The sequence below is a fragment of the Candidatus Phytoplasma ziziphi genome (genome assembly GCF_003640545.1).
Classification (GTDB): domain Bacteria; phylum Bacillota_I; class Bacilli_A; order Acholeplasmatales; family Acholeplasmataceae; genus Phytoplasma; species Phytoplasma ziziphi.
The window spans coordinates 104,235-119,677 of sequence record NZ_CP025121.1; the positions used below are offsets into that span (position 1 = coordinate 104,235).

General features: G+C 22.5%; 11 protein-coding genes. 4 read left to right on the forward strand and 7 right to left on the reverse strand.

What is annotated here, in order from left to right:
* Nucleotides 1-35 precede the first annotated feature (35 nt).
* On the reverse strand, nt 36-1,487 hold the full coding sequence (locus tag CWO85_RS00600) for an ABC transporter ATP-binding protein/permease (protein ID WP_121463772.1): 1,452 nt from the start codon (nt 1,485-1,487) through the stop codon (nt 36-38).
* A 568-nt stretch (nt 1,488-2,055) separates the two neighbouring features.
* Here CWO85_RS00600 and CWO85_RS00605 point away from each other — a divergent pair.
* The 4 genes from CWO85_RS00605 (at nt 2,056) to CWO85_RS00620 (ending at nt 7,703) form a co-directional block, all read left to right on the forward strand.
* A complete protein-coding gene (locus CWO85_RS00605; protein ID WP_121463773.1) occupies nt 2,056-2,322 on the forward strand; it encodes a co-chaperone GroES in 267 nt (88 codons plus the stop codon).
* Nucleotides 2,323-2,388: 66 nt separating this feature from the next.
* The gene (groL, locus tag CWO85_RS00610; RefSeq protein ID WP_121463774.1) at nt 2,389-4,005 is read left to right on the forward strand and encodes a chaperonin GroEL; all 1,617 of its coding nucleotides are present in this window, start codon (nt 2,389-2,391) and stop codon (nt 4,003-4,005) included.
* Nucleotides 4,006-4,210: 205 nt separating this feature from the next.
* Entirely contained in the window at nt 4,211-5,929 is a 1,719-nt protein-coding gene (locus tag CWO85_RS00615) for an ABC transporter ATP-binding protein (RefSeq protein WP_121463775.1), read from the forward strand.
* A gap of 1 nt (nt 5,930) precedes the next feature.
* On the forward strand, nt 5,931-7,703 hold the full coding sequence (locus tag CWO85_RS00620) for an ABC transporter ATP-binding protein (protein ID WP_121463776.1): 1,773 nt from the start codon (nt 5,931-5,933) through the stop codon (nt 7,701-7,703).
* A gap of 278 nt (nt 7,704-7,981) precedes the next feature.
* Here CWO85_RS00620 and ftsH read toward each other — a convergent pair whose 3' ends face one another.
* From ftsH to CWO85_RS00650, 6 genes are all read right to left on the reverse strand, one after another.
* A complete protein-coding gene (gene ftsH / locus CWO85_RS00625) occupies nt 7,982-9,757 on the reverse strand; it encodes an ATP-dependent zinc metalloprotease FtsH (RefSeq protein WP_201736600.1) in 1,776 nt (591 codons plus the stop codon).
* Nucleotides 9,758-9,800: 43 nt separating this feature from the next.
* Complete coding sequence (locus tag CWO85_RS00630) at nt 9,801-11,675, reverse strand: ABC transporter substrate-binding protein (protein ID WP_121463777.1); 1,875 nt, start codon at nt 11,673-11,675, stop codon at nt 9,801-9,803.
* A 378-nt stretch (nt 11,676-12,053) separates the two neighbouring features.
* On the reverse strand, nt 12,054-12,869 hold the full coding sequence (locus CWO85_RS00635) for an ATP-binding protein (RefSeq protein WP_121463778.1): 816 nt from the start codon (nt 12,867-12,869) through the stop codon (nt 12,054-12,056).
* 15 nt (nt 12,870-12,884) lie between these two features.
* Complete coding sequence (locus CWO85_RS00640; RefSeq protein WP_121463779.1) at nt 12,885-14,075, reverse strand: DnaD domain protein; 1,191 nt, start codon at nt 14,073-14,075, stop codon at nt 12,885-12,887.
* Nucleotides 14,076-14,104: 29 nt separating this feature from the next.
* Nucleotides 14,105-14,923, reverse strand: coding sequence for a DNA-formamidopyrimidine glycosylase (gene mutM / locus CWO85_RS00645; protein ID WP_121463780.1), 819 nt, complete (start codon nt 14,921-14,923; stop codon nt 14,105-14,107).
* 124 nt (nt 14,924-15,047) lie between these two features.
* Nucleotides 15,048-15,380, reverse strand: coding sequence for a hypothetical protein (locus tag CWO85_RS00650; protein ID WP_121463781.1), 333 nt, complete (start codon nt 15,378-15,380; stop codon nt 15,048-15,050).
* Nucleotides 15,381-15,443 lie beyond the last annotated feature (63 nt).

Here is a 15,443-nt window from a genome sequence, read left to right on the forward strand (position 1 = left end):
TTTTTGATTATTTAAAATGAAAATATAACAAAAAACTATTTGCGATCCAAAATAATACTCAAAGGATAAGGATTTTTCCTAAATAATTTATTTATGTGATATTTTATCGTTAACATATTTATAAATAATGGATATAAATAAGATAATAAAAAATAAAATATTAAATTGATTACGAAATGTATTTTCAACTTTTCTAATAAAAAAGTATCAGCATCATTATTAAAATAAGCAAAATAACAAATGACCAAAGTTAAATGCACTCCTAAACTTTGAAAAAATGACAATTTAAAAGAAAATATCCTAAATATTTTTTTGATATCTTTTTTAAAAGCACCTAAGGATTGTAAAATACCAATTTCTTTTTTCTTAAATTCCATTCTGTTTTTTATAATATAATTCAATTGAAACAAAGAATTTAAAAACAAAATTAAATAAAAAACAAAAAATAAAAAATAATGGGCCATCGTAAGCTCATCACGCAAATCACGAAAATTTTTATCAATAAAAAGATTAAAAAATAATATCGTCGATATAATTAATAAACATCCAGGAAAACCTATAGACATAATGGCTCTAAAATATAATTTTTTACTATTTTTGAAAGTATTTTTTGTAAAAGAAATTGCTGATGAAAATGTAAGATAAGATTCGGAAGAAACATTATCAAGTGAATTAGAAAAATCTTTTACATCAGAAGAGAATATTTTTATTGGTGTTTTTTCAAAATTAGCTTTTTCTTCTAAAATATCTTTATTTTTTAATAATTCTAACATTTCTTCTTTAGTATAATATTTTTTATCATTATCAACAATAGGTTCTACATTTAATTTTTTTGAAATATCTTTAATAATAGAACCATTTTTTAATTCTATCAAACGATCTCCGTATTTAAGAGCATTTTCTTTGTCATGAGTATTTACGATAACTAACTTGTCTTTAGATATTTCTTTGAATAAATCAAAAACTTGCTGTCCCGTTTGTTCATCTAAATTAGAAGTAGGTTCGTCAACCAAAATCATTTTAGAATTTTTCAGTAAAGCGCGTACGATACCTACTCTTTGTTTCTGACCTCCAGAAAGTTGATTAATTTTCCTGAATTTCAAATTATTTATTTCTAATTTTTGTAATATTTGTTCTATTTTGTCAGTATCAATATTTTTATTTTGTAGCTCACATGTTATTTTAATATTATCATAAACAGTTAATTCTTCTAAAAGATTAAATTCTTGAAAAATAAAACTGACAAAATTATTCCTATAAGAATTTAATTTTTCATTATTAAATTTTTGAGTAATGTTCAAATCATGAACATAAATATCTCCTCGACTAGAACTATCTAATCCGCCTAATAAATATAATAAAGTAGATTTTCCAGAACCAGATGCCCCTGTTATAAAAACCAATCCTTTATCAGGGACATTAAAAGAAATATTTTTTAATATTTGTTCATCTTTAAAAATTTTACATAAATTTTGTATTTTTAACATATTCTCTATTTATTAAACCTTTTGTGATATCTATTTTAAACAATATTTAATTTATTATAAATCTTATTTATATCCTAAAAATTTGTAATTAAAACAAAAAAAATGTTTAATTTTATTGAAAATTTTATTGAAAAAATTAATATAAATCGAAAAATAAAAATTTGTTCAAACATGAATTAAACTTATTTTTTATAATCAAATTGAAATACTTAATTATATTAATTATAACATAAAAAAATTATAAAAAAATATGTAATAAAATATGAAAATATAATAAAAAACTCTTTTTTTAAAAAAATAATAAAAAACATTATTTTATTATTATAAAACAACTAAAAATAAATCTAAAAATTTTGTAATTTTAAACTAAATTAATGCATTTAAAAGTATCAATTTAATTCCAAAGCGCACAAAAATAAATTACAACATATAAAAATCAACTTTTTATAAATTTAATGTATAATATATTTGTTAATTATTGTTTATTAATAGAATTATATAGACTAAAAAACTATCAATTGATATATTTTTTTATTTCGCTTTTAATAATGATAGAAAGGAAATATTTATGTTAATTAAACCTTTAAAAGATTATGTCGTTATAAAAAATAAAGAAGAAAAAAAGAACACAAATTCAATTATTTTAAAATTACAAAATCAAAAACAAGAAAATAATTGTACAGGCATTGTGGTAAGTTGTGGTCCTGAAGCATCCAAAGAAATTCAGCCGAATTATGAAGTGGTTTACGAAAATTATGCTGGAACCAAAATTACAATTGAAAAAGAAGAATATTTAATTCTAAAAACTGATAAAATAATAGCTTTATTAGTTTAAATTAAATAAAAACTAATAATTTTAAAAAATGAAATAAAAATTTAATAGGGGGATTTAATTTAATATATGACAGCTAAATCAATTCTTTTTGGCAAAGAGGCTAGAAAAGAAATTTTAAATGGAGTGGACATTTTAGCAAATACTGTCAAACTTACTTTAGGCCCTAAAGGAAACAATGTTGCTTTAGAAAAAAGCCACGGATTACCTGTTATTGTTAATGATGGCGTTACAATCGCTAAAGAAATAAAATTAACAGAACCTTTTCAAAATATGGGCGCACAATTACTACGTGAGGCTGCTACAAAAACTAACGATAATGCAGGAGACGGAACGACAACAGCAATTGTTTTAGCTCAAAGTATGATTCATAAAGGTTTTCAATTTGTTAATTCTGGCGCTAAATCTGTTCTAGTTAAAAAAGGTATTCTTGTGGCTTCAAAAAAAGTAATAGAACAAATTTTAAAAAAATCTAAACCAATTTCTACACAAGAAGAAATAGCTAATATCGCTACACTTTCTTCAGGCAGCAAAGAAATAGGTGAAATTATAGTTTCTGCAATGAACAAAGTTACTCAAAAGGGAATAATTAGTATAGGCGAATCTAAAGGTTTAGAAACTGAATTAGAAGTTGTCGAAGGAATGCAATATGATAAAGGTTATTTATCAAGTATTTTCGTTAATAAATTGTCCAATATGTCAGTCGAATTAGAAAGAGCATTAATTTTAGTAACTGATCATAAAATTAATAACATTAACGAAATTAATCATTTATTAGAAGAAGTTAAAGCGAAATCTCAACCTTTGTTAATTATAGCTAATTCCTTTGATAACGATGTAATTAATATTTTAGCACTAAATAAATTTCATGGTATTTTAAATATAGCTGCTACTGAAGCGCCTGATTTCGGAGATAATCAAAAAGAATTATTAAAAGATATCGCTATTTTAACTAAAGCTAATTTTATTTCTAAAGATTTAGATATGCAATTACAAAATATCAAAATCGAAGATTTAGGACAAATTAAAAAAGCAATTATCAAACAAGATAATACAATATTAATGGGTACAGATAAAAGCTCAGATTTAACCAAAAGAATTGAAGAAATAGAAAATCATATTCAAAATACAAATAATGAACATGAATTAAAAAATTTAAAATCTCGTTTAGCTAAATTATCTGGCGGAGTAGCTGTTATTAAAGTAGGGGCAGCTACAGAAATAGAACTAAAAGAACGAAAATTAAGACTTGAAGACGCTTTAAATGCTGCTCAAGCAGCTGTTACCGAAGGTATTTTAGTTGGCGGTGGAAAAACTTTAGTAGAAATTTATAAAGTTTTAAAAGAAACTTTAAAAGATTCTAATTCTGACATTCAAAAAGGAATAAACGTTGTTTTAGATAGTTTATTAACTCCGACTTATCAAATTTCCGAAAATGCAGGTTTTAATGGAAATTCAGTTGTTATAGAACAATTAAAACAAAAAGAAAATTTTGGATTCAATGCTGAAACAGGAGAATATGTTGATTTATTGAAAGAAGGAATCGTTGATCCTACTAAAGTGACAAAACAAGCTATTTTAAATTCTGCATCTATCGCTTCTATGTTTGTCACTACTGAAGCGGCTGTTACTTCTATTAAAGAAAAAAAAGATTTTTCTCCGATTCCAGATAATAATCTTTTTTAAAAAAATAATCATTTTATAAAATCAAATTAATAAAAAAATAGTTTTCTTATTTATAAAGAAAACTATTTTTTTATTATGACACAAATAATAAAAAATGTTATAATTGCTAATAATATACGATTTATTTTAATTTATTAATTTTTTTGTTTTATTTTAATTTGTTTTGAATATATTAAAAGAAAGTAAGTTTTGAAGTATTAATTATATGAAATTAATTTTGAAATATATTTTTAAATATAAAAAGCTTCTTTTATTAAATATTTTCTCTTTTTTATTAATAATTATCGGAGAATTATTAATTCCCTATGTCATAGGTGAATATATTGTAAATCCTAAACTTAAAACACAATTTATAAATGTTTTTTTATTTTTATGCATAATAGTTTTGATGGTTATTGTAGGCAATTTCGTTATAACTTTTTGTATTTCTAAAATTGCATCTTTGGTTTTTAAAGATTTAAGCACAGATTTATTCAAAAAAACACAAACTTTTTCTTTTATAGATATGCAAAAATTAGGAGTTTCCGCTATTGTAAGCAGAATTACCTATAATGTTTATCAAATAATGAATTTTGTAATTGCTTTTTATAAAACGGTTGTTTCTATGCCTATTATGTTAGTTTCTTGTTTTGTCATAATTTACAAGATTCATCCTTCGTTATCTTATGGTATATTAGCTATAATGTTTTGTTTTATCTTTATTTTAATTTTTATTATTGCGAAAAATTATTCTTTATCAATTGAACAACACAATCTTTTAGAAGAAATGAATTATAAAATTAGATCTGGCATTACAGGAGTGAAAATAATTCGAACTTTAAATCAAGAAGAAAATGAAGAAAAAAAATTCGGAAAAATAAATATATCTTTTAGAGATTCAATTATTAAATTATTTAATTCTATTCTTTCAATCGAACCTTTATTTTATTTCTTATTAAACCTGTCTATTATTATCACTATTAAACTTGCTTCTGATTTAATTCTAGAAGGAGCAATAGATATTGGCAAATTATATATTTGTATAACTTATAATGTTCATATTTTATCTTCTATTTTGAGTTTTTTATTATTATTTATGATGCTTCCGAAAACTTTAGTGGCTTTAGCTAAAATTCAATATTTATTTAATATTAAACCTTCTATTAATAGAAACACAATAAATTCAGAATTTTTAGAAAATATTCAAACATTAGAATTTAAAAATGTTTGTTATCGACACCCTGATAATTCTAAATTAATCTTAGAAAATATTAATTTTAAGTTGAAAAAATCAGAAATAATTGCTTTCGTAGGAAAAACAGGATCAGGAAAAACTACTTTAATGAATTTGATTCCTCGTTTGATCGATCCTACTCAAGGAATTATAGAAATTAATGGGATAGATATTCAAAATTATGATTTTAAAAATTTAAGAGATAAAATTGGTTTTGTTTCTCAAAAAAATATTTTATTTAAAGGAACTATTTTTAGTAATTTATTATTTGGCAAAGAAAATGCGGATATCGAAGAAATGTTGGAAAAATCTAAAATAAGCCAATCATATCAATTTATCCAAAATAAAACTCATAAATTAGAAGAACCTGTAAGCGAATTAGGAGCAAATTTCTCTGGCGGTCAAAAACAAAGACTTTCTATCACAAGAGCTTTATTAAAACAACCAGATATTTATATTTTTGATGATTCCTTTTCTGCTTTAGATTATGAAACTGATTTAGCTATTAGACAATCTTTTTTAGCTCAAAAAAAGAAAGATTCTATAGTAATAATAGTGGCGCAAAGGTTAACGTCTATTTTGAATGCTGATCAAATTATTGTTTTAGATAATGGAAAAATAGTAAGCATCGGAACACATAAAGAATTGATGAACAAATGCCCTGTTTATCAAAAAATCGCTTTTTCTCAAAAAATTGAAGAGGTCTTGTAAAATGCAAAAGATGTATAAATATTTACGTCCTTTTAAAAAAAAAATAATAATTAGTATTATTTTAATTTTTTTAATTGCTGTAATTCAATGTTACATTCCTTTATTTGAAGGAGAAAAAATTTTAAACTTTATTAATAATAAAAACAATCATAAAGATCAAAACGCTTATAAAAAACATATATTGTTTTTTTTAAGCATAAATGTCGTTTTATATTTATTATGCGCAATAAGCAAATTTATTTATAACAAATTTTTGATCAATTCCATCCATAAAGGAATTAAAAATATGCGCCAAGATATTTATAAAAAAATTAATAGATTACCTATTAAATTTTTCGATCAAAATACTGTTGGCGATGTTATGAATAAAATGACTAATAATGTCGATATCATTTCGAATGGATTACAACAAACTTTTGCTTCTATTATTTGTGCGTTTTTTAATATAGCTATTTTATTAGTTTGTATGTTGTTAGTTAATTGGCGTTTAGGTTTTGTTATTTCTTTAATGATTCCTTTTTCACTTATTGTGATCTTTATTATTAACAGAAAATCTCGTCATATTTTTATTCAAAGATTCGATAAAACATCTGAATATAATGGTTTTTTACAAGAAAAATTTAACGGTCATAAAGAAATTATTTTATATAATCAACAAAAAAACATTATTAAAGAATTTAAAGATATTAACCAAGATTTATCTAAAATGATTTTTAAATCCAATTTTTTTTCTAGTTTAGCCATTCCTATTATTAATTCTTTTACATATATTATATTAACTATTGTTATTGTTATGGGGTATTACTTAATGCTTCCTATTGATGATAAAGGTTTTTTATTTACTTTAGGTTTTTGCACAATTCAATTAGGGATGTTCGAAGCTTTTATTCAATATGTTTGGCGTTTAGGAAATCCTATTAATGATTTAAGTCAAATTTTTGTCGTTATTCAATCAACTAAAGCTGCTATCCAAAAAGTTTTTGACTTTTTATATGAAACCGAAGAAAAAGAAGATGAACCTAATTGTATTACTTTAGATAAAGTAGAAGGTTTTGTTTCTTTTTCAAATGTTTCGTTTGGTTATTATAAAGATTCGCCTGTTCTTAAAAATATTAATTTAGATGTTTATAAAAATCAAACAGTAGCTGTTGTTGGTTCTACTGGTTCAGGAAAAACAACTTTAATCAATTTATTAACTAGATTTTATGACATTGATGAAGGTTCTATAACAATTGATGGAGTAGATATTAGACAATTACAAAAAAAATATTTAAGAAAAATTTTAGGATTAGTTTTACAAGATGTTTGGCTTTTTAAAGGTACTATTTTAGAAAATATTCAATATGGTAACGAAAGCAAAACAAAAGAAGAAATTATAGAAGTAGCAAAACAAACTCAAATTCATGATTTTATCATGGCCAAAGAAGAAGGTTATCAAACCATCATTAACGAAGAATCAGATAATTTATCACAAGGCGAAAAACAGTTAATTACGATAACTAGAACTTTATTAAATAACCCTTCTATTTTAATTTTAGATGAAGCTACTTCGGCTATTGATACTCAAATGGAAATGATTTGTCAAAAGTCTATTCAAAAATTATGCGAAAACAAAACATCTTTTATAATTGCGCATCGTTTATCTACAATTATAAATGCTGATATTATCGTAGTATTAAAAAATGGTGTTATCATTGAAAAAGGTAAACATAATGAATTACTTGAATTAAAAGGATTCTATTATAACCTTTATCATAGTCAATTTAAAAAATAATAATAAAAAATATACATTATCTTTTTTAAATAAAATATTAAAATAAAAAAAGACTATCTCTGAAAGATGGTCTTTTTTTATTTTATAAAATATTATTTTTTTATTATTTAAAATTTACTTTTGAAATTGTAACAATTTGAAAAAATAATTTGTACTATTAATAATTACTTTTGACGGTAATTTTAAAAAACATTTATTTTAGATCAATCCCAATATTTATTTTAAAAAATTATTTTTTTTTTTTTTTAAAAGAGCGTTTTATTTATTTTAGATTGTTTTTAAACTAATAAATCTATCTCTTCTTTATTAATAGTTTCTTTTTCTAATAATAAATTAACTATTTTATCTAATAAAGATTTATTTTCTTTAATCACTTTTTGACATTCTTGATAACATTGATCTATTATTTTTTTAATTTCTGTATCAATCGCTTTTTTATCAGAAAAATCAGAATCTTGAGAAACACCTAAATCACTCATTCCATATTTAGTCACCATTAAACTAGCTATTTTAGTAGCTTGTTTAAAATCCTCACAAGCTCCATTAGAAACATCGTCAAAAACTAATTCTTCAGCTACTCTACCGCCTAAATAAGAAATAATATTCGCTAACATTCTTTTTTTAGAAGAAAAGAAAGTTTCTTTTTCAGGTAACATTAAATTATAACCACCAGCTGAACCTCTTGGGATAATAGTAATCTTTTGAACTTTTTGAGCGTGTTCTAATTTTAAACCAATAACGGCGTGTCCAGCTTCATGGTAAGCCACCATTTTTCTTTCTTCTTCTGTATATTTAATTGATTTTTTGGCTGGACCCATTAAAACGCGATCAATCGCTTCTTCTAAATCTTCCATAGTAATCATTTCTTTTTGATTTCTTACTGTTAAAATAGAAGCTTCATTTAAAACTGCTTCTAATTGAGCGCCACTCATACCTGGAGTTTGTTTCGCTAATTGATTAAAATTAATATCAGGAGAAATATTTTTATTACGAACATGAACTTTTAAAATAGCTTCTCTAGCTTTAACATCAGGCAAACCAACTAAAACTTTACGATCGAATCTTCCTGGTCTTAATAAAGCTGAATCTAACATATCCGCTCTATTAGTAGCTCCAACAACAATAATTCCTTTTGATTTAGTAAAACCATCCATTTCAGTTAAAAGTTGGTTAATAATACTACCATCATCATTTTTGATATCGCCTCTTTGTCTTCCGATAGTATCTATTTCATCAATAAACACCACACAAGGAGCGTTGTTAATAGCTTCTTTAAATAAACTTTTAACTCTAGAAGCTCCAACGCCAAAATATTGATCTTTAAATTCAGAACCAGCTACAGCGTAAAAAGGAACATTAGCTTCTCCAGCTAAAGCTTTCGCTAATAAGGTTTTACCTGTTCCTGGCGGCCCTTCTAATAAAACACCTTTAGGTATTTTAGCTCCTACAGAAGTATACTTTTGAGGTCTTTTTAAAAAATCAATTAATTCCTTCATTTCTTCTTTTTCTTCTTCGTTGCCGGCAACATCTTCGAAAGTAAAGTAAGATTTTTGTTTGGAAGATATAAGAGGGTTAGAATTTAATTTACCTTTTTCGCGATTGATAGCAAGAATAATGTAAATAGAAAATATCAAACTAGAGAACAACTGAATTTGATTAAAACAAAATGCTAAAATATCTAAAAACCAACTGAAAGGTCTAATATCTAACCATTGATAAAATACTTTATGTCTAGGTATTAATTCAAAACTAATCTCATCTTTAGTATTTTTAATAATATCTGAACAAAATGTTTCTCCCTGTTTAGTTTTCAATTCTATTTTATAAATTTGTCTTATTTGATAAAATGGTTTATCTTGAAGAAACATTGTTTTATATTTGCTATATTTTATGCTTTCGCTAATATAGCTACGTGATATTTTAGAAATCATTTCCGTTTCAGAAATTTGTTTTCCTTCTGGTTGAAATTTTCCGAATGGAGCAAAATTTAAAATTATTAACAAAATAATAATAATAAATAATTTTAATATATTTTTTATTGAATTCGAAAACATTATTTGCCTCTCTTTGTTTTTAAAAAAAATTATTTTATTTAAATTAATTTAAAGAATCATACGATTGATTTTTAAATCCAAAAATTGAATAATATTTATTAAATTCAGTTTCTACATTTTTTAAAAAATTGACTTGTTTCGGTTGATATAATGGTATCATAAATAAATTTTGATAAACTTTTTTTTCTAATTCCGGTATTTGTTTGTTTTGTTCTGAACTTAATTTATATGTTCTTCTTGTGCTACTATTGTCTTGTATTCGTTTTTTCTCTTCTTCAGATATAAAACATTCTGGGTTACGTCCTGCTACTTTAATATTAATATCTGAACTTGAAAAATCATTTAGTTTATATTCTATCTTAATTTTATGATTACCATCATTAGATATTTTTTCTATTTGTTCTTTTAATTGTCCGATAATTTTTTCATTTGTAATTACGCCATCTCTAGTTGCTAAAAATAATATAATATCACCCTGTGAATTTGTTTCTGTGATATATTTGTGAAAAAACATTTTTGCTAATTCTTGGTCATAACCTAAATTATTTTTTAAATTAATAATTTTTTGTTCTATATTTTCTGTATTTATGTGTAAATCTAATAAATCTTTTCGGAAACATTCCAAAATATTGTTTTGATGTTTTTCGGTTTTGTTATAAGGGAAAATAGAAGTGTTTTTATCACAATATGTATCGTTCATATAATCCAATGTAGGATGTAAAAAAACATTAGTAATGGATTTTTTATCAATCCCATAAAATAAAGCTTTTTTTAAATTTATATTTTTTACTCTTTCACCTTCTAAATTAATAGTTAAAGAATATTCTTCAGGTGCGCAAAATAAATCTTTTTGAAATTTATTAAAAAAATTATCATCTAATTCAGCTCCATGTTCTACTACGTATAAACTAAGTTCGCCTTTTTCAAATAGTTCTTTTTCTCTAATTGCGTTTCCACTATTGTGTTCTATCAGTATTTTAATTGTTTCATAATCTGAATGCGAATTAAATGGTTCAAAATGTTCTGGATTTCTTTCGAAAATCCATTTTGAATCGTTATAACCAGTTTTAACTTTAAATGGGCCATAAGAAACTAAAGGATGATCCAAACTTGTACCATATTTTATTTCTTCTCTATTTCCTTCATTAACACAAGATCTTTCGAAACTGTTTTTTTCTAATAAAACAATGTAATTCAAAAATTTAATAACTTCATATAAACTTTTATTATTTTGTAAAATCAATTCAAATTTATAATTTTCATTGGGGAAAATTTTTAATTCCTCGAAACCTATAATTTCTTTAAAATCTCCAAATTTGGAATTATAAGTATCAAAAGTATATTTTATTGTATTGGAGTTTATTGGTATTTGGTTTTCAAATTTTGCATTTTCTCGTAATTTAAAAATAAATTTTTTATCTTTTTTGTGAAAAGATTTGTTCCATCCTCCATGGGTACCTATACATTCTGTAAAATCATTAGGTTTTTCGATTTGTTCGACTAAACCAAATTTTAATTTTCTTGGAAGTTCATATGGTTTTTGATGAATAATTTCCTTTTTTTGTTCTTCATTATAATTATTTAATTCGTTTTCATCTACAATTTCTTTAAAAAAAGGACTTCTTAAGCAATTTGATGATAAAAATTCTTGTGTATCAGTATAACATGAATAAGAGCCCATGTCTAAATTAGGGAATAACTGACCTATTTCATTTGGAACAGAATAAATAAAATTAGATGAATTTCTTTCGTTAATTACTTCTTCATTTTTTGTTTTATTTTTATTAGTATCTTTTTGTGTATAATCAAATATTTTTTTTGCAAATAATATCATGATAAACGAAATAATTAATATAAACGAAATAATTAATATTTTTTTATGTTTTTGATAATAATCTCTTAAATCCATTTTTTTCATAAATTAAAATCCTTACTTTTTTTATAGTTTTACATATTATAAATTGTAAATTTTATATATTATATGTAAATTAAACATATTATAAATTAAAAAAAAAACAAGTCATAATATTTCAATAATGTTTTTAATTGAAATTAACTTATTTTTAATTATTTATTAATCATTAAATTGCCTTTTGTAATTTCATTTTGATAATTATTTGACCAAATTTATTTTTTATCTTTGTAAATTTATTGTATATTTTTGATTTTTAGTTATTAAATATTGTTTTATTATAAATTTAAATATAATAATATTTAAATTTATAATAAAACAATATAGAGAAAAAACCCAATCATTAAATGACTGGGTTTTATTATATTAAAAGGATTTTTTCTTTTAATAAGAATCAAAATTATAAAAATCAGTTAATTTTTTAATAATTCTGATTATTTTTAGGGTTTTGATTTCATTATGAAAATCTTTATTATAGTTGAAATAATTTTGTAATTCTTTTTCATCAAAATTACTGCTAAAAAAAATTGGCAAGTTATGTTCATAACGATAATATAAAAGAGGTAAAAAAATATCATCTCTAAAAAAAATATTCATGTTTTCGGAACCAAAATCATCTAAAATTAAACAAGGAATGTTTTTTAAATAATTAAATTTATTTTCTAAAATATCACTATTATTCCAAGTATTTTTAAATTGTCTTGTTAGATCAGGCATAAAAATAAATAATACAGGAATATTTTTTTTAATTAAATTTTTAGCTAAACTTTTAAGAAGAAAAGTTTTTCCTGTACCAAATTTTCCGTGAAAATAACATCCTTTTTTTATATTAGAAAAATTTTTAATTATATTTTTTATTTGCATCAAAGCTTTTTCTTTAGTCGAAGAATTTTGTGTTTCAAAATTTTTTAATTCAATGTTATCTAAATTTAAATTTTGATGAAATAAAATATTTTTTTGGTATAGATTATTTTCTAAATTAATTTGTTTAGATTTGGAAGTTTCTTTGTAAATAATGGAAATATAAGGTTTTGTTTTTAAAATCATTTGATAACCAAAACAATTTTTTTGATCTTTGTTTTTTAAATAGTTATAAACTGCAATAATATCTTCATCATTTATTTTTAGATTTTTAGTTTCGTCATGTTGTTGAACGAATTCTTTAATTTTTTGAAAATCTAATTTTTCGAAAGGACACATGATATTTAAACACCTTTAATCATCCAAACCTAATTCTTTTTCTACTTCATCTAACCATTTAGGACGATTGTGTTTATAGGTTTGTGTATTTTGAAATTTATTATCTTCCATTAAAAAATCATAGGCTGTTTCTGTCGAAATAATTCCTTTTTTAGACCATGAATTTAAAATAGTTTTAAAATAATTAAAAGTAGGAATAAAGTTTTTATTTGTATTTTTTTTTATTTTTAAAACATACATAAGTAAAGCGTTAATAACGCCAATATCTGTATTTGTTTGTTCTATTAATTTGAAAGCTATATCAATTAAATCAGAATAAATATGAGCACTTGTAGCAAAATTTTTTATGATTCTATTTGGCTCTGTGTTTTTTAAGTAAAGAATCATTTCATTTTCTTCATTTATATTAGGGACATTAGTTAATGTTATTTTTTTGAAATATTTTCTAGTTAAAATTATTTTTAAATTATTTAAATCTATATTTTCATTATTTTTATTGATAAAAGTTTCTTTATATAAAGATGCCATTTCTTCAGGTTTTAGTCCATAAACAAAACTTAATTTTGTAATATATTCAATACTTTTCCATTCTAATAAAAAAGGTTTTTTGAAACGTTGTGGTAATTTTTCGATAAAAATTTCATAATTAAAATATTTTTGTAATGAAGAGGAGGATTTGTTATTTTTAAAATGTTGAAAATTATTTATTGTTTTGGGTAGATGTATTTTTTGAAAACGATAAATGTCTGAAAAATTTTTACTTATATTTTCGTAATTTTCTAATATTTTTTGTTCTTCGTTGTTATCAAAAAAATTATGTAATTGTGAATAAAGTTCTTCTCCTATTTCGCTTAATAAATATTGATTTAAAATCGGATCTTGAAAAAAATTAATATAGTTTAAAGGAGATTTTAACAAATAAAGTTTTTCTTTTGTTTTATTTTCGAAAGTTTGTAATAAATTAATTACTTCAAGTTTTTCTTTATATTTGATAAAAGTATCTTCATCAATATTTAATAAATCAAATAAAAATTGGTGATTATAATTAAATTGTGATTTATGATTTTGGTTTAAAAAATAAAAAGTATTGTAAAGACTTAAAGCTCCTAAACCTATCAAAGGTTGATAAAGTAAATGTAAAATTTTTTGTTCTTCATTATTCAAAATATAATTATTTTTGATATTAAATTTTTGTAATGTAAACAAAAAATCACCTCTTTTGATTTATATAGTTGTTAATTATGTTTTTGACATTGAGAACAAAAATAAGAACTTCTTCCTCCTATTTTTATTTTGTGAATTTTATTTTTGCATAGAGAACAATTTTCTTTGTCTTTTTTATAAACTAAGAGTTGGTGTTGATAAGAACCTTTCACTCCCAAAGCCTCAAAACTACTAATAGAAGTGCCGCCATAAGAAATTGCATTTTTTAATATTTTTTTTGCTTTTGAGATAATGATTTCTATTTGTTGTAAAGTTAAAGAATCTGTTTTTGTTTCAGGATGAATTTTAGCCAAAAATAAAATTTCACTAGCATAAATATTACCAATTCCTGATATTACTCTTTGATCTAATAAAATTTTTTTAATTACTGTTTTCTTTTTGTTAATTTTGTTAAAAAGAGTTAAAGCTTTTATTGAAAACGGATCTTGGGCTAATTGATTTAATCCGCTTTCTTCTAAATATGTTTCTTTTTTGTATAAATGAAAACGTCCAAATTTTCTAAAATCATAATATCGGAAAATTTTATGATTATTTAAAAATATTCGAAAATTTTCATATTTGTGGATTGTCTTACATTCTTCTAAAGCGTGAATATATATTTTGCCTTCCATCCGAAAATGTCCTACTAAAACCCAATCAGAGCTTAAAAAAAATAATAAAAATTTACCTTTTCTTTCGATATCTACAAAAGTTTTTTGTTCGAGATTGTTCAAATTATGAATACTTTGTAATGAAGGTTGGTGAAAAACTTCTATTTTGTCTATTCGAGAACCAATTATTTTTTTTCTTAAATTACGAATTGTAATTTCTACTTCTGGTAATTCTGGCATTTTTTTCACTTATCTTCATTAATTTGTTATAATATTAAATTTTTTTAATAAAAAAAGAAAACCATCTATAAATGAGATAGTTTACAATATGAATTAAAAATTAAAGCAGAAAACTAAAGATTTTTTATTTTTCTGCCGCTTGTCGAAATTTATAAACTGTTAAAATATATTTATTTTCAGAATATTCTTCCATTTCTAATTTACTTTTAACAATTTGAATGATTTGTTCTGGTTGTAAAAAAAATTCTGGATTATCTTCGTCAATATGATCAAATTTAATTATTACTTCTAGCAAACAATAATCTTTATTTTCGAAATTAAATTGAAAATTTTCACAAAACCATTCTCTTTTTTTATTTTTATTTTTTTGTGGAATATATCTATTCTTAATTTCGATATTAAAATTATTTAATAAAATAGGTTTTTTTAATTTATTATATATTTCCTTAAAATTCATGATAAAAAATATAAACTCTTTTCATTTTATTTTTCTAAAACATAAATTAATATATTAATATTA

Bases quoted from the DNA above. Each gene is read 5' to 3' on its own strand.
- CWO85_RS00600 (WP_121463772.1), bottom strand. From the start codon at position 1,487: ATGTTAAAAATACAAAATTTATGTAAAATTTTTAAAGATGAACAAATA.
- CWO85_RS00605 (WP_121463773.1), top strand. From the start codon at position 2,056: ATGTTAATTAAACCTTTAAAAGATTATGTCGTTATAAAAAATAAAGAA.
- groL (WP_121463774.1), top strand. From the start codon at position 2,389: ATGACAGCTAAATCAATTCTTTTTGGCAAAGAGGCTAGAAAAGAAATT.
- CWO85_RS00615 (WP_121463775.1), top strand. From the start codon at position 4,211: ATGAAATTAATTTTGAAATATATTTTTAAATATAAAAAGCTTCTTTTA.
- CWO85_RS00620 (WP_121463776.1), top strand. From the start codon at position 5,931: ATGCAAAAGATGTATAAATATTTACGTCCTTTTAAAAAAAAAATAATA.
- ftsH (WP_201736600.1), bottom strand. From the start codon at position 9,757: ATGTTTTCGAATTCAATAAAAAATATATTAAAATTATTTATTATTATT.
- CWO85_RS00630 (WP_121463777.1), bottom strand. From the start codon at position 11,675: ATGAAAAAAATGGATTTAAGAGATTATTATCAAAAACATAAAAAAATA.
- CWO85_RS00635 (WP_121463778.1), bottom strand. From the start codon at position 12,869: ATGTGTCCTTTCGAAAAATTAGATTTTCAAAAAATTAAAGAATTCGTT.
- mutM (WP_121463780.1), bottom strand. From the start codon at position 14,923: ATGCCAGAATTACCAGAAGTAGAAATTACAATTCGTAATTTAAGAAAA.
- CWO85_RS00650 (WP_121463781.1), bottom strand. From the start codon at position 15,380: ATGAATTTTAAGGAAATATATAATAAATTAAAAAAACCTATTTTATTA.